Origin of the sequence: Bacillus sp. LK2 (assembly GCF_001043575.1) — a bacterium.
Classification (GTDB): Bacteria; Bacillota; Bacilli; order Bacillales; family Bacillaceae_G; genus Bacillus_A; species Bacillus_A paramycoides.
Window position 1 is genome coordinate 1 of the sequence record NZ_LDUK01000027.1, and the last position, 20,360, is coordinate 20,360.

At 38.7% G+C, this 20,360-nt stretch carries 35 protein-coding genes; 2 read left to right on the forward strand and 33 right to left on the reverse strand.

From position 1 onward, the window contains the following. Positions 1 to 174 precede the first annotated feature (174 nt). Positions 175 to 393 (reverse strand): hypothetical protein, encoded by a 219-nt coding sequence (locus tag VK90_RS17740; protein ID WP_025149617.1) that lies wholly within the window; start codon positions 391 to 393, stop codon positions 175 to 177. Positions 394 to 584: 191 nt separating this feature from the next. Here VK90_RS17740 and pdaB point away from each other — a divergent pair, with 191 nt between their 5' ends. Further along, a complete protein-coding gene (gene pdaB / locus VK90_RS17745) occupies positions 585 to 1,349 on the forward strand; it encodes a polysaccharide deacetylase family sporulation protein PdaB (protein WP_048374294.1) in 765 nt (254 codons plus the stop codon). A gap of 105 nt (positions 1,350 to 1,454) precedes the next feature. Here the strand turns inward: pdaB and kbaA are convergent, their stop codons facing one another. After that, on the reverse strand, positions 1,455 to 2,066 hold the full coding sequence (gene kbaA, locus VK90_RS17750) for a KinB signaling pathway activation protein KbaA (RefSeq protein ID WP_048374295.1): 612 nt from the start codon (positions 2,064 to 2,066) through the stop codon (positions 1,455 to 1,457). Positions 2,067 to 2,205: 139 nt separating this feature from the next. On the opposite strand from kbaA, the gene gerD reads away from it, so the two are divergent. Further along, positions 2,206 to 2,817: a spore germination lipoprotein GerD gene (gene gerD, locus VK90_RS17755; protein ID WP_002175422.1), complete on the forward strand. Its 612-nt coding sequence runs from the start codon at positions 2,206 to 2,208 to the stop codon at positions 2,815 to 2,817. 56 nt (positions 2,818 to 2,873) lie between these two features. On the opposite strand, the gene VK90_RS17760 is transcribed toward gerD, so the two are convergent. The 31 genes from VK90_RS17760 to rplP all read right to left on the reverse strand — a co-directional run bounded on the left by VK90_RS17760 (position 2,874) and on the right by rplP (position 20,359). Continuing rightward, complete coding sequence (locus tag VK90_RS17760; RefSeq protein WP_002175423.1) at positions 2,874 to 3,941, reverse strand: Mrp/NBP35 family ATP-binding protein; 1,068 nt, start codon at positions 3,939 to 3,941, stop codon at positions 2,874 to 2,876. Positions 3,942 to 4,084: 143 nt separating this feature from the next. After that, on the reverse strand, positions 4,085 to 4,798 hold the full coding sequence (gene cwlD, locus VK90_RS17765; protein WP_048374296.1) for an N-acetylmuramoyl-L-alanine amidase CwlD: 714 nt from the start codon (positions 4,796 to 4,798) through the stop codon (positions 4,085 to 4,087). Positions 4,799 to 4,865: 67 nt separating this feature from the next. Beyond that, positions 4,866 to 5,294: a DUF2521 family protein gene (locus VK90_RS17770; protein WP_048374297.1), complete on the reverse strand. Its 429-nt coding sequence runs from the start codon at positions 5,292 to 5,294 to the stop codon at positions 4,866 to 4,868. Between the two features lie 162 nt (positions 5,295 to 5,456). Continuing rightward, positions 5,457 to 5,849, reverse strand: coding sequence for a 30S ribosomal protein S9 (gene rpsI, locus VK90_RS17775; protein WP_000079986.1), 393 nt, complete (start codon positions 5,847 to 5,849; stop codon positions 5,457 to 5,459). Positions 5,850 to 5,870: 21 nt separating this feature from the next. Further along, the gene (rplM, locus tag VK90_RS17780) at positions 5,871 to 6,308 is read right to left on the reverse strand and encodes a 50S ribosomal protein L13 (protein WP_001260793.1); all 438 of its coding nucleotides are present in this window, start codon (positions 6,306 to 6,308) and stop codon (positions 5,871 to 5,873) included. Positions 6,309 to 6,460: 152 nt separating this feature from the next. Then, on the reverse strand, positions 6,461 to 7,204 hold the full coding sequence (truA, locus tag VK90_RS17785) for a tRNA pseudouridine(38-40) synthase TruA (RefSeq protein ID WP_048374312.1): 744 nt from the start codon (positions 7,202 to 7,204) through the stop codon (positions 6,461 to 6,463). A gap of 14 nt (positions 7,205 to 7,218) precedes the next feature. After that, entirely contained in the window at positions 7,219 to 8,013 is a 795-nt protein-coding gene (locus VK90_RS17790) for an energy-coupling factor transporter transmembrane component T family protein (RefSeq protein WP_002175427.1), read from the reverse strand. Beyond that, on the reverse strand, positions 8,001 to 8,882 hold the full coding sequence (locus tag VK90_RS17795; RefSeq protein ID WP_002175428.1) for an energy-coupling factor ABC transporter ATP-binding protein: 882 nt from the start codon (positions 8,880 to 8,882) through the stop codon (positions 8,001 to 8,003). The genes VK90_RS17790 and VK90_RS17795 overlap by 13 nt, the downstream gene beginning before the upstream one ends. Then, the gene (locus VK90_RS17800; protein WP_025149622.1) at positions 8,858 to 9,700 is read right to left on the reverse strand and encodes an energy-coupling factor ABC transporter ATP-binding protein; all 843 of its coding nucleotides are present in this window, start codon (positions 9,698 to 9,700) and stop codon (positions 8,858 to 8,860) included. Before VK90_RS17800 ends, VK90_RS17795 begins: the two co-directional genes overlap by 25 nt. A gap of 105 nt (positions 9,701 to 9,805) precedes the next feature. Continuing rightward, positions 9,806 to 10,168 (reverse strand): 50S ribosomal protein L17, encoded by a 363-nt coding sequence (rplQ, locus tag VK90_RS17805; protein ID WP_048374298.1) that lies wholly within the window; start codon positions 10,166 to 10,168, stop codon positions 9,806 to 9,808. Positions 10,169 to 10,203: 35 nt separating this feature from the next. Beyond that, positions 10,204 to 11,148 (reverse strand): DNA-directed RNA polymerase subunit alpha, encoded by a 945-nt coding sequence (locus VK90_RS17810; protein WP_000569644.1) that lies wholly within the window; start codon positions 11,146 to 11,148, stop codon positions 10,204 to 10,206. A 180-nt stretch (positions 11,149 to 11,328) separates the two neighbouring features. After that, complete coding sequence (gene rpsK / locus VK90_RS17815; protein ID WP_000101797.1) at positions 11,329 to 11,718, reverse strand: 30S ribosomal protein S11; 390 nt, start codon at positions 11,716 to 11,718, stop codon at positions 11,329 to 11,331. Positions 11,719 to 11,742: 24 nt separating this feature from the next. Next, complete coding sequence (gene rpsM / locus VK90_RS17820; protein WP_000090790.1) at positions 11,743 to 12,108, reverse strand: 30S ribosomal protein S13; 366 nt, start codon at positions 12,106 to 12,108, stop codon at positions 11,743 to 11,745. A 21-nt stretch (positions 12,109 to 12,129) separates the two neighbouring features. Beyond that, positions 12,130 to 12,243, reverse strand: a complete 114-nt coding sequence (rpmJ, locus tag VK90_RS17825; RefSeq protein WP_000868344.1) for a 50S ribosomal protein L36 — start codon at positions 12,241 to 12,243, stop codon at positions 12,130 to 12,132. A 35-nt stretch (positions 12,244 to 12,278) separates the two neighbouring features. Further along, on the reverse strand, positions 12,279 to 12,497 hold the full coding sequence (gene infA, locus VK90_RS17830) for a translation initiation factor IF-1 (protein WP_001029884.1): 219 nt from the start codon (positions 12,495 to 12,497) through the stop codon (positions 12,279 to 12,281). Between the two features lie 68 nt (positions 12,498 to 12,565). Next, positions 12,566 to 13,312: a type I methionyl aminopeptidase gene (gene map / locus VK90_RS17835; RefSeq protein ID WP_048374299.1), complete on the reverse strand. Its 747-nt coding sequence runs from the start codon at positions 13,310 to 13,312 to the stop codon at positions 12,566 to 12,568. Beyond that, a complete protein-coding gene (locus tag VK90_RS17840; RefSeq protein WP_025149623.1) occupies positions 13,312 to 13,962 on the reverse strand; it encodes an adenylate kinase in 651 nt (216 codons plus the stop codon). Before VK90_RS17840 ends, map begins: the two co-directional genes overlap by 1 nt. Positions 13,963 to 14,016: 54 nt before the next feature. Then, positions 14,017 to 15,318 (reverse strand): preprotein translocase subunit SecY, encoded by a 1,302-nt coding sequence (gene secY, locus VK90_RS17845; RefSeq protein WP_000490118.1) that lies wholly within the window; start codon positions 15,316 to 15,318, stop codon positions 14,017 to 14,019. Next, positions 15,318 to 15,758, reverse strand: coding sequence for a 50S ribosomal protein L15 (gene rplO, locus VK90_RS17850; protein WP_000766083.1), 441 nt, complete (start codon positions 15,756 to 15,758; stop codon positions 15,318 to 15,320). The genes secY and rplO overlap by 1 nt, the downstream gene beginning before the upstream one ends. 33 nt (positions 15,759 to 15,791) lie before the next feature. Beyond that, on the reverse strand, positions 15,792 to 15,974 hold the full coding sequence (gene rpmD, locus VK90_RS17855; RefSeq protein ID WP_001085231.1) for a 50S ribosomal protein L30: 183 nt from the start codon (positions 15,972 to 15,974) through the stop codon (positions 15,792 to 15,794). A gap of 13 nt (positions 15,975 to 15,987) precedes the next feature. Next, positions 15,988 to 16,488: a 30S ribosomal protein S5 gene (gene rpsE, locus VK90_RS17860; protein ID WP_000554646.1), complete on the reverse strand. Its 501-nt coding sequence runs from the start codon at positions 16,486 to 16,488 to the stop codon at positions 15,988 to 15,990. A 21-nt stretch (positions 16,489 to 16,509) separates the two neighbouring features. Beyond that, positions 16,510 to 16,872 carry a 50S ribosomal protein L18 gene (gene rplR / locus VK90_RS17865; RefSeq protein WP_000628818.1) on the reverse strand — a complete coding sequence of 121 codons (363 nt, stop codon included), beginning with the start codon at positions 16,870 to 16,872 and terminating at the stop codon, positions 16,510 to 16,512. A gap of 31 nt (positions 16,873 to 16,903) precedes the next feature. Continuing rightward, the gene (gene rplF / locus VK90_RS17870) at positions 16,904 to 17,443 is read right to left on the reverse strand and encodes a 50S ribosomal protein L6 (protein ID WP_002115328.1); all 540 of its coding nucleotides are present in this window, start codon (positions 17,441 to 17,443) and stop codon (positions 16,904 to 16,906) included. A 32-nt stretch (positions 17,444 to 17,475) separates the two neighbouring features. Further along, on the reverse strand, positions 17,476 to 17,874 hold the full coding sequence (gene rpsH, locus VK90_RS17875) for a 30S ribosomal protein S8 (RefSeq protein ID WP_000245511.1): 399 nt from the start codon (positions 17,872 to 17,874) through the stop codon (positions 17,476 to 17,478). A gap of 29 nt (positions 17,875 to 17,903) precedes the next feature. Beyond that, positions 17,904 to 18,089 (reverse strand): 30S ribosomal protein S14, encoded by a 186-nt coding sequence (rpsN, locus tag VK90_RS17880; protein WP_001085700.1) that lies wholly within the window; start codon positions 18,087 to 18,089, stop codon positions 17,904 to 17,906. A 33-nt stretch (positions 18,090 to 18,122) separates the two neighbouring features. Continuing rightward, on the reverse strand, positions 18,123 to 18,662 hold the full coding sequence (gene rplE / locus VK90_RS17885) for a 50S ribosomal protein L5 (protein ID WP_002091528.1): 540 nt from the start codon (positions 18,660 to 18,662) through the stop codon (positions 18,123 to 18,125). A 26-nt stretch (positions 18,663 to 18,688) separates the two neighbouring features. Continuing rightward, positions 18,689 to 19,000 (reverse strand): 50S ribosomal protein L24, encoded by a 312-nt coding sequence (gene rplX / locus VK90_RS17890; RefSeq protein WP_000558200.1) that lies wholly within the window; start codon positions 18,998 to 19,000, stop codon positions 18,689 to 18,691. A 38-nt stretch (positions 19,001 to 19,038) separates the two neighbouring features. After that, entirely contained in the window at positions 19,039 to 19,407 is a 369-nt protein-coding gene (rplN, locus tag VK90_RS17895; RefSeq protein WP_000615912.1) for a 50S ribosomal protein L14, read from the reverse strand. A gap of 43 nt (positions 19,408 to 19,450) precedes the next feature. Then, positions 19,451 to 19,714: a 30S ribosomal protein S17 gene (gene rpsQ, locus VK90_RS17900; protein WP_000004106.1), complete on the reverse strand. Its 264-nt coding sequence runs from the start codon at positions 19,712 to 19,714 to the stop codon at positions 19,451 to 19,453. Between the two features lie 20 nt (positions 19,715 to 19,734). Beyond that, a complete protein-coding gene (rpmC, locus tag VK90_RS17905) occupies positions 19,735 to 19,935 on the reverse strand; it encodes a 50S ribosomal protein L29 (RefSeq protein WP_000855718.1) in 201 nt (66 codons plus the stop codon). Further along, complete coding sequence (gene rplP, locus VK90_RS17910) at positions 19,925 to 20,359, reverse strand: 50S ribosomal protein L16 (protein WP_000928969.1); 435 nt, start codon at positions 20,357 to 20,359, stop codon at positions 19,925 to 19,927. The genes rpmC and rplP overlap by 11 nt, the downstream gene beginning before the upstream one ends. Between the last annotated feature and the right edge of the window lies 1 nt (position 20,360).

Genomic DNA, 20,360 nt, shown 5'->3' on the forward strand with positions numbered 1-20,360 from the left:
TTTCGTTCAGTTTTCAAAGAACTACTTCGTCGCTCATTTGCGACTTCCTTATGTTAACATTTTCGTTTTTTAATGTCAACTAAGTTTTTTAATTTCTTTTTTGTCGTTTTCTGCGTTTCTGCATCAGCGACGTTTATTAATTTATCATATACTTATCCTTAACGTCAACACTTTTTAATAAAAAATTCTTTTTCTTACATAACGAATACATTCTTCTGTATTAGCAACTCTCCGAAATAAACAAAAAATGATTTTATATCTCTCTTCCATCGCCTTTTTTACAACGCTATGTATATGCTCATCTTCAAAATCAAATAAAAGTTCCTCTAGCTCTCTCTTCAATATGTATTCCATTTCTTTTTTCTCTTCTTTCGTCAACATAAGCCCAAGCAAATCATCACCCCAATAGTTCCTTACGTAATAATAACAGCCCGCTCGTTTTCACTTATCAATAACACATCACTGAAAAACCAAAATACTATCATTCATTATATCCACCACTTACGATATTAATCCCTTGTTCTCTTTTTTTAATTTAAAGCATATATGTAACTGAAAAGGATTGGACAAAGGGGCGTAATATTATGTTTTTCTTTTTTATTACGAGTAAAAGAACATTTAAACACATTAGCTTAATAGTCGTACTTTCCTTATTTACAGCATGGCTACTCTTTTTAAAAACATATTCACATGACTCTGCTTTTTCAACTGCTACTGGCCCTAAAGTAATTTACAAAGGGGACACCGCTAAAAAACAAGTTGCATTCACGTTCGACATTAGTTGGGGAGACAAAAAAGCTATTCCAATCCTTGATACACTCAAAGAAAGAGAAATTAAGAATGCAACCTTCTTTCTCTCTGCTGCATGGGCTGAAAGACACCCTGATATTGTCGAACGCATCATGAAAGATGGACATGAGATTGGTAGTATGGGCTATAATTACACGTCCTACACTTCACTAGAAGCAAATGAAATACGAAGAGATCTTTTGCGGGCACAAGATGTTTTTACGAAGCTTGGTGTAAAACAAGTCAAGCTATTACGCCCACCTAGTGGAGACTTTAACAAAACAACCCTTAAAATAGCAGAATCACTCGGATACACTATCGTCCATTGGAGTAACGATTCAAATGACTGGAAAAATCCCGGCGTAAATAACATCGTTTCCACCGTCTCTAGCAATTTGAAGGGCGGAGATATCATCTTATTACACGCTTCCGATTCCGCCCTTCAAACAAATAAAGCTTTACCACTACTCTTACAAAAATTAAAGAGTGACGGTTATGAACAAACATCTGTATCACAACTTATATCCAACACTAGTACGAAAAGTGAAGATATAAAGTAGTTCAATTCCAAACAGTTCTTCACGCATAAAAAGCTCTACTATCTTACGTTAAGATAGTAGAGCTTTTTTATTCAGCCAATTAAAACTCTTCGTCTACTCTTTAAATTAAGCGGTTTTACTCGTCTGTCCTATTAAACGATGTAATACAAGCAACTGATATGCATTACATAATAGAAGTGGTATAACCATTAAATATAACCAATCTGTATCATTAATCCGAAGCGCTGGTACCCACTCAAGAATTGTTACAACAACCATAAAAAACAGAGCGGGCACAAAAGCTTTTTTGTTTGTTTCTTTACTCTTTACGTAAGCAACAATCGCTCCAAATACAAATAACATGCCAGCAACAAGTATGTTATTCCCCAATGAAACTTCCCCATTTGCAATAAGTACTGACCTTAAATAAACAAAATCAAACAATACGAACGCAATAAAGAAAAGCTGTACTGCATTCCATAAAGAAGATGACCGGAACATCCCTAGTCCAAAACGATGGATTGTTAAATACGCAAAGAATCCCATTTGACTTATAACACTAAAAATAAATCCTATGCCCATCAACCAAAAAGAAATCGCTAAAATTTCTTTACCGTCGAAATTTTGAAAAAATTTAGCGTACTTGTCCCACTCCAAAACAAACCCAATAAAGACTGTGCTAATCCCACCAAGAAACAACGTCGTTAAAAATAGTCGTACCCACTTGCGGCTATTCACAACACATCCCCCATTATTCTTATATTTCTAATTAAATTGTATCAATGACAATTTCAAAAAGCTAGCCATGTTCATGTATAAATTCCTTAAAGATATTTATATTAAAAAAAGAGAACTGTGCTGAAAGGAGCTCCAACTTATGAAACGGATGCTGCTCGTTTCGATTTCTTCTCTTTTACTTTTCGCACTAGTAGCATGTGCACAAGGAAAAGACACGAAATCTGAACTAGATTACGATCAAACAAAGAAAATGATTGTTGATATTTTAAAAACCGATCAAGGAAAAAAAGCAATCCAAGATGTATTAAAGGATGAAAAAATGAAACAAGCACTCATACTAGATGAAACGGTAGTAAAGAAAACGATTGAAGATGCGATGGTATCCGATAAAGGACAACAATTCTGGGAAAAACTCTTTAAAGACCCTGAGTTCTCATCGAAATTTGCTAAAAGTATGGGAAAAGAACAAACAAACTTGATGAAAACTTTACTTAAAGATCCTGAATACCAATCAGGTGTTATAGAGATTATGAAGAATCCTGAAGTAGAAAAAATCATGTTACAAACAATGAAGAGTAAAGAATATCGTCAATATTTACAACAAGTACTAACCGAAACCGCTGAAAGTCCACTCTTCCAAGCTAAAATGATTGATATCATTAGTAAAGGTGTGCAAAAAGCCGAAAAAGGCGGATCTGCTAAAAAAGGCGGTGAAGGTGGTTCTCAAGGTGGGAATAAAGAGCAAAAGTAAAAATAATAATTATAATAATGAGTGGACAATGTATGTATTGCCCACTCATTATTACTTTACTTTTGTGTAACGGCCGTTTTATCAATAACTGTCTCAGCTATCGCACGATAAATGAGACCCGTTGTATGTGTATCTTCATATACTGACGGCGCAAAGTCTTCTTTATTCCAATCAGGTTGCTGAAGTGGAATTCGGCCAAGTACATCTGTTTGGAGTTCCGTAGCTAGTTTGTCTCCTCCGCCTCTTCCAAACACATACTCTTTCTCACCAGTCGCTTTACTTTCAAAGTATGCCATATTTTCAACGACACCAAGAATGCTATGTTCTGTACGTAAAGCCATCGCTCCAGCACGTGCTGCTACAAACGCTGCTGTTGGATGTGGCGTTGTTACAATAATCTCTTTACAAGACGGCAACATCGAATGCACATCTAACGCAACATCACCTGTACCTGGTGGTAAATCTAATACTAGGTAATCTAAATCACCCCATTCTACTTCTGTGAAGAAGTGATTTAACATTTTTCCAAGCATAGGTCCTCTCCAAATAACAGGCGCATTATCTTCTACAAAGAATCCCATTGAGATTACTTTCACACCTAGACGCTCCACTGGAATTATCTTATCGCCTCTTACGATTGGACGTTTTTCTATACCCATCATATCCGGTACACTAAAACCGTAAATATCTGCATCAATGATACCGACTTTTTTCCCTAAACGAGCTAAAGCAATTGCAAGGTTAACGGAAACAGTCGATTTTCCTACCCCACCTTTTCCACTTGCCACTGCTAAAAATGTTGTTTTTGAGTTTGGTGATAATAAAGATTCACTTTTCTCTTCTTCTTGCGGTGGTGCAAACTGAGCTAATTCCTCTTCTGTAAATTCTGCGAAACGAAGTCCAACTGTTGCTGCTCCAAGTTCTTTTACTAACTTTACAATTCCAGACTGCAACTGCATTTGTTCCGCTGTACCTGTTTTTACAATTGCAATTTTAACACTTACATGTTCCTTCTCAGGCTTGACTGTTACCTCTTTAATTGCATTTGTTTCTTTTAACGTTTTATGTAAAAACGGATCTACAATCCCTTCCAACGCTTCCACTACTTGCTCTTTTGTTACCATAATTAGCCCAGCCCCCTGTATGAAAAATAACGTAATGTTAATTGAATTTATCTCTCTTTATTTTTGAAATAAATGCGTTTACATTTCCAGTATAACATATTTTCGGAAAACTTCGTTAACGAGAGAAACTCGAAAAACCCTCCTTATTCTGGAGGATTTCCCTTTTCCGTAAAATAACGTAATATACCACGATATATTGCAGCTGCTACTTTTTGCTGATATTTCTCCGAATTTAACATATATCTTTCATTCACATTCGATAAAAAGCCAGCCTCAATTAAAGCACCTGGTGTTTTAGCATACTTCAATAAGTACACGTGAGGAATTGTTTTAGCAGCACGATTCGTATTTTCTAAGCTTGTTCTCAATTCAGCTTGTATAAATTTCGCAGCCCGTTCATTTTCAATTAAAGAACGGTAATAGAACGTTTGTGCGCCTTTGGATCCACTACTAGTTAGAGCATTTAAATGGATACTTGCAAAAAAGTCTACATCAGGCTTATTAATGATCTCCACACGCCTTTTTAAATCCTCTGCTTTTCGTCTACTATATGACTTTGTATCTTTGTTAGCTAAATCATAATCTCCCTCACGTGTTAAAATAACTAAAGCACCTTGTTCTTGTAAATAATCTTGTACTTTTTTTGTAATCTCAAGCGTAATATCTTTTTCTACAATATCCTTTCCACCAACAGCCCCTCCGTCTGGTCCACCATGCCCAGCATCCAATACAATTACTTTCCCTGATAAGGGCAAATTCCAAGCTCGCCACGATTTTGTAATTTGAAATTCTTGTTTGACTAAAAAAAACAAAACAACCGCAGCGAGCGCAAAAGAGATAATTCGAATTCTCTTCATACCTTTCCTCCTCCAGCTAGTCCCTCTAAATTACTTATATGGGACAAGAGGAAAGTTTATGCTTGTCTTAGTGTAGCTTTAATCGATATCTTCTTTCACCTTTTTCATATCCTTCTTGCCACCACAAGCCGATAAACTGCTGGCAAGATTCATAAAGTAATTCCTCATCATTTAATTTAATTTCTCGTATAGTCATACTCGTTAAAAATTGAAATAGCGTTTCAGTTAATTGTTGCTCTTCCTCTAATGCTCTATATTTCACATCAAGGAACGATTCACCATAATAACCAAATTTACTGTATCTCGCTCCTAATAAATAAGATTCTATTCCTAATTCAATACAATAATCTTCATACTGACGATGAAGCTCTTGCATATGAAAGGCATCGCGAATATTTGAACGTAATGTTTTTAATGATAATTCTCGCAGCATCTTCCGCTCGTATTTTAACTGCTTTTCTTTTTGTTTTTCTTGTAAGCTGACAATGACATTCATAGTACTTATAAACCTCCCTAATACGTATTAGTCTAAACTTCTAAAGAAGAAGCATACGCAGGACGGTAGCACTAAAATATTCCAAACTACAAAAATTACAAAAGAGGAATTAAACATAAAAAAACCCCAACCAAAATGGTTGGGGTTTGAAGTTCGCAAAAATTAACGTTTTGAGAACTGAGGTGCACGACGTGCGCCTTTAAGACCGTATTTTTTACGCTCTTTCATACGTGCGTCACGAGTTAATAGACCTGCACGTTTTAGTGTTAGACGGTATTCTGGATCAGCTTTTAATAAAGCGCGAGAAATACCGTGACGAATAGCACCAGCTTGACCAGTGTATCCACCACCATTTACGTTTACAAGTACATCGTAGTTACCTAAAGTTTCTGTTGCAACTAGAGGTTGTTTCACTACTTCACGTAATGCAGCAAATGGGATATAGTTTTCAAAATCACGACCGTTAATGATAACGCGTCCTTCGCCTGGAACTAGGCGTACGCGCGCTACTGAACTCTTACGACGTCCAGTGCCATAGTATTGAACCTGTGCCAAAGTAAGCCCTCCTTTAATTAATTATCCGCGAAGTTCGTAAACTTCTGGTTTTTGTGCTTGGTGTGGATGCTCTGCTCCAGCATACACGTTTAGTTTCTTAGAAACTTGACGTCCTAAACGTCCTTTTGGAAGCATGCCTTTAATTGCAAGCTCTAACATTTGTACAGGGTAGTTTGTACGCATTTCTAGAGCTGTTCTTTGCTTAAGTCCACCTGGGTGGTTAGTGTGACGGTAGTAAATTTTATCGTTTAATTTATTACCTGTTAAATGAATTTTCTCAGCGTTAATAATAATTACATGATCACCCGTGTCAACGTGTGGTGTAAATGTAGGTTTGTTTTTACCACGTAAAATGGATGCTACTTCACTAGCAAGGCGACCTAAAGTTTGACCTTCAGCGTCAACCACATACCATTTACGCTCAACTTCGTTAGCTTTTGCCATAAAAGTCGTACGCATGTGTTTCCCTCCTCGTTATCTTTTCCATAGAAAAAATCTATTGTTTATCTTAAACACGATTTCCTTCCGGGGCTAATCGTGGTTTTAGAAACAATACCATATGTTATGATATACTTTTGAGTTTCTAATGTCAAGCAAATGTTACACCAGGATTAGTTGTTATAGTTTACCTGCCATAAGTAAAGTCCATGACCTGGAGCCATCTTTCCAGCGAATTGGCGATTTTGTTTCGCTAAAATCTCTGGAATGCTATCAGGATCAAGCTTTCCTTGCCCTACGCTAAGTAACGTACCAACAATAATTCTGACCATATTATATAAAAATCCATTACCCACAAAACGAAAAATTAATTCATCATCTTGCTCAATTAACTCGATTTCATAAATTGTTCGCACTTTATCTTTTTTGTCAGTTTTTGCCGAACAAAAAGAAGTAAAATCATGCGTTCCAATAAAATAAGGAATCGCTTTTCTAATCAATTCTATTTCGAGTGGATATGGATATTGATATACGTAATTTCTACGGAATACATCCGCAGTCTTTGATAATAATACACGATAGCGATATTCTTTTCTCTCGACACCGTAACGTGCATGAAACTCTTCTGTTTTCTTCTCTACCTGCCTGATAACAATATCATCTGGCAACATTGTATTTAAAGCATTACTCCATTGCCACTCTTCAAGAGACAAAGGTGTATCAAAGTGTATAACTTGTCCTTTCGCGTGAACGGTAGAATCCGTTCTGCCTGATGCCTGAACACGAACAAGCTCTCCTTTATGCAACTTCTGCAATGCCTTCTCTATTTCTTGTTGAACAGTACGATGCTGTGGCTGAATTTGGTAACCACAAAAATGAATGCCATCATATGCAACTGTACATTTTATTCTTTCCATTTCTCTATTCTCCATTACGATCGCACCCATGCCAAAATACAAGCTAAACAAAGTAAGCTTATAATCGTTACTGTATCGCTTGTTTTCCAGCGTAGTTGCCTAAATTTAGTGCGTCCTTCGCCATTTTGATATCCACGAGCTTCCATCGCAATCGCTAAGTCCTCAGCACGCTTAAAAGCACTAATAAAAAGTGGAACGAGTAATGAGATAATTGCTTTCATCCTATCTTTTATCGGACCTCCGGCAAAATCAATACCACGTGACGCTTGTGCTTTCATAATTTTACTCGTTTCATCCATTAATGTCGGGATAAAACGAAGAGAAATAGACATCATTAATGCGATTTCATGAACGGGAACCTTTATACGCTTCAATGGTTTTAATAACGTCTCCAAACCATCTGTAATCTCAATTGGTGTCGTTGTTAACGTTAATAATGTCGTCATTAAAATAATAACGAAGAATCGTATAGAAATGTATATCCCTTGCTCTAATCCTTTTTCATGTATTGAAAACCAACCAAGCTGGAATAGTACATCCCCTTCTTTATTTGTAAAAATATGCAGGAAAAATGTAAAAAGAAAAATCCATAAAATTGGTTTTAAGCCCGAAAGTACATAACGAATCGGCACTTTTGCAAAAAATAAAGCAATGAGTGCATATAAAAATAAAAATCCATATGAAATCGCATTATTTGCTAAGAAAACAACAAATACATATAAAAAGACAATCAACAGCTTCGTACGAGGATCAAGTTGATGAATGAGTGACTGACCTGGAATGTATCTCCCAATAATCAACTGCTGCATGATTCATGACCACCTTTTCGTAACACCTGTACAACTTCATGAGTAAGATCCTCTAAAGATAAGGTAGCCTTCGAAATTGAAATACCAAACTTCTCTTCAATTGCACGTTTATACTTTAAAGACATCGGAAGATCCACACCAATTTGTTCTAATTCATCAGCATGTGAAAATACTTCCTCCGCTCTTCCTTGCAAAAAGACCGTTCCTTTATGCATGACCACAATTTGATCTGCATACTTAGCCGCATCCTCCATATTATGGGTAACAAGAATGACTGTAAGCCCCTGTTCCTTATGCAAATTATAAAACATCTCCATAAGCTCGTGCTGTCCTTTCGGATCAAGCCCTGCTGTAGGTTCATCTAATACAAGTACTTCGGGTTCCATTGCAAGTACACCTGCTATTGCAACACGCCTCATTTGCCCGCCGCTTAACTCAAATGGAGAACGTGCTAATAACTCTATGTCCAATCCAACAAGCTGGATTGCATCTTTCGCCTTTTGTTTTGCCATTTCTTCAGACACACCGAAATTAGTGGGTCCAAAACAAATATCCTTCTCAACTGTCTCTTCAAATAGTTGATGTTCTGGGAACTGAAAGACCACCCCTACTTTTTTTCGTAGTGGCTTAAGCTTCTTCTCTTTCTTCCCTGCTGAGATTAAATGTTCACCAATTTGAACCGTACCATTTGTCGGCTGCAATAAACCATTTAAATGTTGAATCATCGTCGACTTACCTGAACCAGTATGACCGATAATGGCATAATATCCCCCACTTGGAAACGACACGTCTACATCATAAAGTGCGCGTCTTTCAAATGGAGTTTTATATTGATAACGATGTTCTACTTTTTGGAATGTAATCTCCAAAGTTCGTTCACCAAGCTTTCCATTGTAAGATGCGTATTTTGCAAGAGAATTTCATTTCTTTTTAATAATTCTGCTATTTTTACTGAAAACGGTACATCTAATCCAATTTCTTGGAGCATATGAGAGGACCTGAAAATTTGTTCTGGAGTTCCTTCCTCTAATATTTCTCCCTTGTTTAAAATAATGACACGGTCTGATTGTGCCGCTTCTTCTAAATCGTGTGTAATTGATAACACAGTAATACCTTTTTGATTAACAAGTTGTCTAACCGTTTCTACTACTTCACGTCTCCCTTGAGGGTCTAGCATTGACGTTGCTTCATCTAATATTAAAATAGATGGCTGAAGTGCTAAAACGCCTGCTATTGCGACTCGTTGCTTTTGCCCACCAGATAACGAATGGGGTTCATCATTAAGAAAATCTTCCATACGGACAAGTTGCAGAGCCTGTTCTAATCTTTCTACCATCTGCTCTCTTGGCATTCCAATATTCTCTAAGCCAAATACAACATCATCTTGTACTGTCGTTCCAACAAATTGATTATCAGGATTTTGAAATACCATCCCAATTTGTTTTCGAACATCCCATACCGTTTCCTCCGATAAAACCATTGTATCATTTACAGTAATTGTCCCTGATTCCGGCAAAAACAAACCATTCAATAATTTTGCAAGTGTAGACTTCCCTGAACCGTTTTGTCCAATAACAGATACCCATTCTCCTTCATATAAGGAAAATGAAACATCTTTTAATGCATAAGAGGCTGCCCCAGGATATTGAAATGATATATTTTCTGTCCGAAGTTTCTCTTTTTTCAATACAAGGCACCCTTTCCTTCGCCAAGTTAGCCTATTTTTTTTATTTAAAAAAAAAGGGCCATGACCAGTTACTTGAAAAGAACTGTCCTGCCCTTTTAATCATCATTATACTAACTCGATAATTACCATTGGTGCTGCGTCTCCGCGACGTGGACCAATTTTTGCAATACGAGTGTATCCGCCTTGGCGCTCAGCATAGCGTGGAGCTACATCAGCGAATAATTTTTGAACTGCATCTTGACCAGTCTCAGCGTTAGCAACTTCATTACGGATGAAAGCTGCTGCTTGACGACGAGCATGAAGATCTCCGCGTTTACCTAAAGTGATCATTTTTTCCACTACAGAACGAAGTTCTTTTGCACGAGTTTCTGTCGTTTGGATGCGCTCGTTGATAATTAAATCAGTAGCTAAGTCACGTAACATAGCTTTACGTTGCGCACTTGTACGGCCTAATTTTCTGTATGCCATTCGTAGTTCCCTCCTTTGTTGATGGGTTTAAATCCTCAGTCGTCTTTACGTAAACCTAAACCTAATTCCTCAAGTTTATGTTTAACTTCTTCTAAGGATTTACGTCCTAAGTTACGAACTTTCATCATATCTTCTTCTGTTTTGTTCGCAAGCTCTTGTACAGTATTAATTCCTGCACGTTTTAGGCAATTATAAGAACGAACAGAAAGATCTAGTTCTTCGATAGTCATCTCAAGAACTTTCTCTTTTTGATCTTCTTCCTTCTCGACCATAATCTCAGCATTTTGTGCTTCATCAGTTAAACCAACGAAGATATTTAAATGCTCAGTTAAGATTTTGGCACCTAAAGAGATAGCTTCTTTTGGCCCGATGCTTCCATCCGTCCATACATCAAGCGTAAGCTTATCATAATTAGCCACTTGTCCGACACGTGTCTTTTCCACTTGGTAAGTTACACGTGATACTGGAGTATAAATAGAATCAATAGGAATTACTCCTATTGGTTGATCTTCGCTTTTATTTGCATCAGCTGGCGTATACCCACGGCCACGCTTTGCAGTTAAACGCATGCGGAAATGCGCATTTTTTGCTAACGTCGCAATGTGTAAATCTGGATTTAAGATTTCTACATCACTATCGTGAGTAATATCAGCAGCTGTGACAATACCTTCGCCCTGTACATCGATTTCCAACGTCTTCTCTTCTTCAGAGTAGATTTTAAGAGCTAACTTTTTCAAGTTTAAGATGATCGTCGTAACGTCCTCTACTACGCCCTCAACTGTTGAAAATTCGTGTAAAACGCCATCGATTTGGATGGCAGTTACAGCGGCACCAGGGAGTGAGGATAAAAGAATACGACGTAAGGAGTTACCCAAAGTAGTACCATATCCACGCTCAAGCGGTTCAATCACGAATTTGCCATACTTAGCATCTTCGTTAAGTTCAACCGTTTCGATTTTCGGTTTTTCGATTTCAATCATTAACTAAACCCTCCTTCAAAACGTCGAAACCCCGGTTAAACAAAGGACAAACCCCTGTTTAACCGAAAGTCCCCCTTAGGCAGTTCCCGATTGTGCACAACAAGCGATGTTTCTGTACGAAATTTCTCGATAATGCATCATATCCATTATAGACAAAAGGGAAAATTCTATACAGAAAAATTACACACGACGACGTTTTGGTGGACGACATCCATTATGAGGAACTGGAGTAACATCTCTAATTGCTGTTACTTCTAGACCTGCAGCTTGAAGAGCACGAATTGCAGCTTCACGACCAGCACCAGGACCTTTAACAGTAACCTCTAAAGTTTTTAAACCGTGCTCCATTGCAACTTTAGCAGCAGCTTCAGCAGCCATTTGCGCAGCGAATGGAGTAGATTTACGAGATCCACGGAAACCAAGTGCACCAGCACTAGACCAAGAAAGTGCGTTACCGTGAGTATCTGTAAGTGTTACGATTGTGTTGTTGAAAGTAGAACGAATATGAGCTATACCAGCTTCAATATTCTTTTTCACACGTTTTTTACGAGTGTTTGTTTTACGTGCCATTGTTAGTTCAACCTCCTTTACTTATTATTTCTTTTTATTTGCTACTGTACGACGTGGACCTTTACGTGTACGAGCATTGTTTTTAGAGTTTTGACCACGAACTGGTAAGCCACGACGGTGACGAAGACCACGGTAAGAACCGATCTCCATTAGACGTTTAATGTTAAGAGATACTTCACGACGAAGGTCTCCCTCAACTTTAATACGATCGATGATATCACGGATACGTCCTAATTCGTCTTCCGTTAAATCACGAACTCGTGTTTCTGAAGAAATACCAGCTTCAGTAAGAATTTTTTCAGCAGTTGTGCGACCAATGCCGAATACGTAAGTTAAAGAAATAACAACGCGCTTGTCACGAGGAATATCTACACCTGCGATACGTGCCATTCTGAATGCACCTCCTTCTGATTAACCTTGTTTTTGTTTATGTTTAGGGTTTTCACAAATAACCATTACTTTTCCACGTCTACGAATAACTTTACATTTTTCGCAGATTGGTTTAACTGACGGTCTTACTTTCATGTCTCGAACCTCCTTAAAGATTACGGAGTGCTATATTATTTAAAACGGTACGTAATACGACCACGATTTAAATCGTACGGAGATAATTCTACCGTAACTTTGTCTCCTGGTAAAATACGAATGAAGTTCATACGGATTTTACCAGAAACGTGAGCCAATACGACATGCCCATTCTCTAATTCTACTTTGAACATAGCATTTGGCAACGTTTCAAGAACGGTACCTTCGACTTCAATTACATCATCTTTAGCCATTCAATAGTTCTCCCTTCTTCAAATCAGTAACATTTTACACTGCTCTGAAATCCCGGAGAGCCAGCTACTTATAAAGTGGTAAGGATTTCGTATCCTGCTTCTGTAAGAGCAATCGTGTGCTCAAAATGGGCACACCATTTACCATCTACCGTTACCACTGTCCAGTCATCAGATAGTGTTTTTACATATCGTCTTCCTTGATTCACCATCGGCTCGACACAAATGACCATTCCCGGCTTTAATCTAGGGCCTCTATTTGGTGGACCATAGTGCGGGATTTGAGGGTCCTCATGTAAGTCTTGCCCGATTCCGTGACCAACATACTCCCTAACGATCGAGAATCCATTCTCTTCAGCATGGGTTTGAACCGCATGTGAGATATTTGATAATCTTTCGCCTGGTTTTACTTGTTCTAGACCAAGATACAACGATTTTTCTGTGACATCAAGTAGCTTTTGAACAGATTCAGAAATGTTTCCAACTGGATACGTCCATGCAGAATCTCCATGGTACCCATTGTATTTCGCACCAATATCGATACTGATGATATCGCCCTCTTGGAGCTTTCGCTTCCCTGGAATCCCGTGTACAAGCTCTTCATTTACAGAAGCACATATGCTCCCCGGAAATCCGTTGTATCCTTTAAAAGATGGCGTAGCACCATATTTTCGAATCGTCTTTTCCGCTATTTGATCGAGCTCTTTCGTTGTAATTCCTGGAGTAATATGCTGTTTCAACTCTTGATGAGTTAAAGCAACGATCCTGCCAGCTTCTCGCATGATTTCTATCTCGCGAGGAGTTTTGCAGATGATCATTACGCTAAGCCTCCGATGAGAACATCGATATCAGCAAATACTTTATTGATATCTTGCTCACCATTAATGCTTTGTAAGTAACCAAGCTCCTCGTAGAAATCAAGCAAAGGTTTTGTTTGCTTAATATTTACATCTAGACGATTTGCTACAGTTTCTTCATTGTCATCAGAGCGTTGATATAATTCGCCACCACATTTATCGCACACGTCAGCTTTTGCTGGCGGATTGAATTCTAAGTGGTAAGTCGCACCGCACTCTTTACAAATGCGACGGCCTGTAAGGCGTTTTAATAACAACCCTGAATCCACATTAATGTTTAAAACATAGTCGATTTTTTTGCCAAGATCTTTCATAATCTCTTCAAGAGCTGATGCTTGTGCAACAGTTCGTGGGAAACCATCTAATAAGAAGCCTTTAATACAGTCTTCTTGACTTAAACGTTCACGAACAATTCCGATTGTAACTTCATCTGGAACAAGCGCACCTTTATCAATAAAAGATTTTGCTTGTAAACCAAGTTCAGTTTCAGCCTTCATAGCAGCACGGAACATATCTCCTGTTGAGATGTGAGGGATGTTATACTTGGCAACAATCTGTTCGGCTTGTGTACCTTTACCAGCACCAGGAAGCCCCATTAAAATTAAGTTCATCCTTGTTCCCCCTCAGTACATGAGCATGTAGGGAAGATAATTCTTCCCACTTACTCACTGCTTGATAAACCCTTTGTAATGGCGTTTTACTAATTGGCTTTCTAGCTGCTTCATTGTTTCTAAAGCAACGCCGACAACGATTAACATACTCGTTCCGCCAATCTGTGCAGATGGAGGAAGATTTCCCAATTTCGTAAAGATAACTGGTAGAATTGCAATCGCTGCTAGGAAAATTGATCCTACAAAGGTCAAACGATACAAGATTTTTGTTAGATATTGTTCCGTATTCTTACCCGGACGAATACCTGGAACATATCCACCTTGCTTATTTAGATTCTCTGACATTTGCTCTGGATTAACCTGAACAAATGCATAGAAATATGTGAAGGCTACAATGAGCGCAACATATATGATCATTCCCACTGGGTGAGAATAGTTAAAGTTTGCAATAATCCACTGCGATACATCATGTTTCGGGAAGAACTGTGCAATAGTTGGAGGCGTAATTAAGAATGAAACAGCAAAAATGACTGGAATAACACCCGCACTATTTACCTTAAGCGGTAAATGTGTGTTTTGTGCTCCAGCATGATTCCCATTCCCTCCTGTTACACGCTTCGCATATTGAATTGGGATCTTTCTAACAGCCTGTTGAATGAAAATAACACCAACAATAACCGCTAGCACAGCTAGTAAAATCAATGCAACTTTAACGATACTCATGAACAATTGATCTCCGATATTTTGAAACTGTTGTTGATACACTTGAGATATAACACTTGGGATCGCTGCGGCAATACCACCAAAGATAAGGATGGAAATACCATTACCTACACCTTTAGCTGTAATCTGTTCACCTAACCACATTAAAAATGCAGTACCAGCAGTCAGTACCGTAGCAATGTATAAATAAGTGCTCCAACCTGGATTCAAAATTAATTGTCCACCTACCATACCGTTAAAACCGATTGACATACCAAACCCCTGAATAAACGCAAGAACAATTGTAAAGTAACGCGTGAATTGCGTTAGTTTACGACGGCCCATTTCACCTTGCTTCGACCATTCCGAAAATTTAGGAACAACATCCATCTGCAATAATTGCACGATGATGGATGCTGTAATATACGGCATGATTCCCATCGCGAAGATGGAGAAGTTTTTCAAGGCGCCACCGCCAAATGTATTTAGGATACCTAAAGCATTTAATTGGTCTTGTGCTTTCAGTACGTCTCCATTTGTAAATGGCACTGGGATAAACGTGCCAATCCTGAATACGATTAACATCGCTAAAGTGAATAATATTTTACGTCTTATCTCAGCAACGCGCATAAAGTTGGAGATTGTACGAAACATTAGATCACCTCAACTGATCCGCCAGCTGCTTCAATTGCTTCTTTAGCACTTGAAGAGAACTTGTGCGCTTTAACAGTCAATTTTTTCTCTACTGCTCCGCTTGCAAGAATTTTAACACCGTCGTTTAATTTGCTGATAACGCCAGTTTCCAGCAATAATTCAGGTGTTACTTCTGTACCATCTTCAAAACGATTTAACGTTGATAAGTTTACAATAGTAAACTCTTTACGGTTAATGTTTGTGAAGCCGCGTTTTGGTAAACGACGGAATAATGGAGTTTGACCACCTTCGAAGCCAAGACGAACACCGCCGCCAGAACGTGCGTTTTGTCCTTTATGACCTTTACCAGCAGTTTTACCGTTACCAGAACCGATACCACGACCGACACGGTTACGTACTTTACGAGAACCTTCTGCAGGTTTTAATTCATGAAGTTTCATTCCCAGGCACCTCCTTATATTAATGAGTTATCCTTAAGCTTCTTTTACAGTTATAAGGTGAGAAACTTTGTTGATCATACCAAGAATAGCAGGAGTTTCTTCCTTAACTACAGTTGAATTCAACTTTTTAAGACCTAAAGCTTCTACCGTCGCACGTTGATCTTGTGGACGACCAATTACACTACGAGTGAGGGTAATTTCTAACTTTTTCGCCATTTGTTTTCCCTCCTTAACCTAGTAGCTCTTCTACAGATTTACCGCGTAATTTTGCAACATCTTCAGCGCGCTTAAGTTCGCTTAATCCGTTCACAGTAGCGCGAATCATGTTGATTGGTGTGTTAGAACCAAGAGATTTCGAAAGAATATCTTGTACACCAGCTAATTCAAGTACCGCACGAACAGGTCCACCAGCAATAACACCAGTACCTTCAGCAGCAGGTTTTAAGAATACTTCACCAGCTCCAAAATGACCGTTGATTGTGTGTGGAATTGTTGTACCAACTAATGGTACAGCGATTAAGTTTTTCTTAGCGTCTTCGATAGCTTTGCGAATTGCGTCTGGTACCTCTTGTGCTTTACCAGTACCGAATCCAACATGACCGTTTTTATCGCCAACTACAACTAGTGCAGCAAAGCGGAAACGACGACCACCCTTAACAACTTTCGCGACACGATTTATCGTAACTACACGTTCTTCAAGTTCTAATTTACTTGGGTCAATGCGATGCATCAATTTTCCCTCCTTTGACCATTAAAATTGTAATCCAGCCTCACGAGCAGCTTCAGCTAGAGCTTTAACACGGCCATGGTATAAGTAACCACCGCGATCAAATACTACTTCTTTAACGCCTTTCTCTACAGCACGCTTAGCAACTGATTCTCCAACTTTCGTAGCAGCTTCAGTATTGCTAGTACCGTTAAGAGCAAGGTCTTTATCAAGAGTAGATGCACTTACTAACGTTACACCATTTACATCATCAATAACTTGAGCGTAAATATGTTGGTTAGAACGGAACACGTTTAAACGTGGACGTTCTGCAGTACCAGTAAGTTTAGCACGTACACGCGCATGTCTTTTCTTACGAGTCGCATTTTTATCAGCTTTAGTGATCATTCTTGTCACTCCTTTCTCTCACCTAACGGGTTTACTTAGCAGTTTTACCTTCTTTACGACGAACAACTTCGCCTTCGTAACGAATACCTTTACCTTTATATGGCTCAGGAGCACGTACAGCACGGATGTTAGCAGCAAATTCGCCAACACGTTGCTTGTCGATACCTTTAATTACGATTTTAGTTGGTGCAGGTACTTCAACTTCAAGACCTGCTTCCGGAGTCATTTCTACTGGATGAGAATAACCTACGCTTAATACAAGTTTATCTCCTTGTTTTTGAGCACGGTAACCAACACCGACTAATTCAAGTCCGCGTGCGAAACCTGCAGTTACACCTTCAACCATGTTTCCGATTAAAGCACGAGTTGTACCGTGTAATGCACGGTGTTCCTTCTGTTCAGATGGACGCTCAACTGTTAGTGTATTTTCTTCAATTTTGATAGACATATCAGCATTGAATGTACGAGTTAATTCACCTTTAGGGCCTTTTACTGTTACAGTATTGTCTTCTGCAATTGTAATAGTAACACCTGCAGGGATTTCAAGAATCTTTTTACCAATACGAGACATGTGGTCACACCTCCGTTCGTTTTAAATATATATTACCAAACGTATGCTACTACTTCTCCACCAGTTTGTAATTGACGAGCGTCTTTGTCTGTCATTACTCCCTTAGATGTAGAAACAAGAGCGATACCTAATCCGTTAAGTACACGTGGTACTTCATCAGCTTTAGCGTAAACGCGTAAGCCAGGTTTACTGATACGTTTTAATCCAGTGATTACACGTTCATTGTTTGCACCATATTTCAGGAAAATACGAAGGATACCTTGTTTGTTATCCTCGATGTATTCTACATCACGAATGAAACCTTCACGTTTTAAAAGTTCAGCGATCTCTTTTTTGATTTTAGAAGCAGGAACCTCTAATTTCTCATGACGTACCATGTTCGCATTACGGATGCGAGTAAGCATGTCTGCAATTGGATCTGTCATCACCATGTGTTTTACCTCCTTCCCATTTGTGGGTTTTACCAACTAGCTTTTTTAACACCAGGAATTTGACCTTTATATGCAAGTTCACGGAAACAAATACGGCAAAGTTTAAATTTGCGGTATACAGAATGCGGACGACCGCAGCGTTCGCAACGTGTATACTCTTGTACTTTAAACTTAGGAGTACGCTTTTGTTTCGCTATCATAGATTTTTTAGCCACGTTTTCGCCTCCTCTACTTAGCGTTGGCTTCCATTATTTTTGGAATGGCATACCGAATTGTGTTAAAAGTTCACGAGCTTCTTCATCAGTTTTCGCTGTAGTAACGATTACGATGTCCATACCGCGGACTTTGCTTACTTTATCATAATCGATCTCAGGGAAAATAAGTTGCTCTTTAACACCTAATGTGTAGTTCCCACGACCATCGAATGATTTCTTAGAAACACCACGGAAATCACGTACACGTGGTAAAGAAACTGATACTAATTTGTCGAAGAACTCATACATTTGTTGTCCGCGTAAAGTTACTTTCGCACCGATTGGCATACCTTCACGAAGACGGAAACCAGCGATTGATTTTTTAGCGCGAGTTACAACAGGTTTTTGACCTGCGATTTGAGTTAATTCTTCTACTGCATTGTCTAAAGCTTTTGAGTTAGATACCGCGTCACCAACACCAGTGTTGATTACGATCTTTTCGATTTTCGGTACTTCCATCACAGATTTATAGTTAAACTTGCTCATTAGAGCAGGAGTAATTTCCTTTTGGAACTTCTCTTTAAGGCGATTCAATGAAGTGACCTCCTTTCTTAAGAAAATTATTTATCTAATAATTCACCAGATTTTTTTGCAATACGAACTTTTTTACCATCTTCTACTTTGAAGCCTACGCGAGTAGGTTCGCCTGTTTTCGGATCTAAAATCATAACGTTAGAAACGTGAATAGGTGCTTCTTTAGTAATAATTCCACCTTGTGGATTTAATTGAGATGGCTTAGAGTGTTTTTTAACGATGTTAACACCCTCAACGATAACACGGTTTTGCTTTGGGAAAGCCACAAGGATAACACCTTGTTTTCCTTTGTCTTTACCAGTGATTACCTGTACTTTATCACCTTTTTTTACATGCATCTTAATTCTGCACCTCCTTAGCAAGGCAATACCTTAAATTATAGAACTTCTGGAGCTAAAGAAACGATCTTCATGAAGTTGCTATCACGTAATTCACGAGCTACTGGTCCGAAGATACGAGTACCACGTGGGCTCTTATCGTCTTTAATGATAACCGCTGCGTTTTCATCAAATTTGATATAAGAACCGTCCGGACGACGAGCTCCGCTCTTCGTACGTACCACTACTGCCTTAACAACGTCACCTTTTTTAACAACGCCACCTGGTGTTGCTTGTTTTACCGTAGCAACGATAATATCACCAATGTTAGCATATTTACGACCAGAGCCGCCTAATACTTTAATTGTTAAAAGTTCACGTGCACCAGAGTTGTCAGCAACTTTCAAACGAGATTCTTGTTGGATCATGTTATGAAACCTCCCTTCGGACTAAAAATTCCGATTCGTCTATTTAGATAATAACCGCTTCTTCAACGATTTCAACTAAACGGAAACGCTTAGTAGCAGAAAGCGGGCGAGTTTCCATGATTTTAACGATATCGCCAAGTTTCGCTTGGTTTTGCTCATCATGGGCTTTGTACTTCTTAGAATACTTAACACGTTTTCCGTACAAGGAATGAGTTTTGTAAGTTTCAACTAAAACTGTAATCGTTTTGTCCATTTTGTCAGACACTACACGACCAGTATAAACTTTGCGTTGGTTACGTTCGCTCACTATGCAAACCTCCCCTCAATTTATCGATTAATTCCGATCTCTCTTTCACGAACTACAGTTTTCATACGAGCAATCGCTTTACGCACTTCACGGATGCGAGTTGGATTCTCTAATTGTCCTGTAGCAAGTTGGAAGCGAAGATTAAACAACTCTTCCTTTAAAGCTTTAACTTTTGTTTCGATTTCGGCAGTGGTTAATTCACGAATATCATTAGTTTTCATTAGATTCACCACCATTTTCTTCACGTTTTACGAATTTACATTTCACAGGTAACTTGTGAGCTGCAAGACGTAATGCTTCGCGTGCTACCTCTTCAGATACACCCGCGATTTCGAACATAATTTTCCCAGGTTTTACTACTGCTACCCAGCCTTCTGGTGCCCCTTTACCGGAACCCATACGTACTTCTAGAGGTTTTGCAGTGTAAGGCTTAGAAGGGAAAATTTTAATCCATACTTTACCGCCACGTTTCATGTAACGAGTCATTGCACGACGAGCAGCTTCGATTTGACGGTTTGTAATCCATGAAGCAGCTTGTGCTTGTAAACCGAATTCACCGAAAGCAATTTCAGTTCCACCTTTTGCACGACCACGCATTTTACCACGATGCTCTCTACGATATTTTACGCGTTTTGGCATTAACATA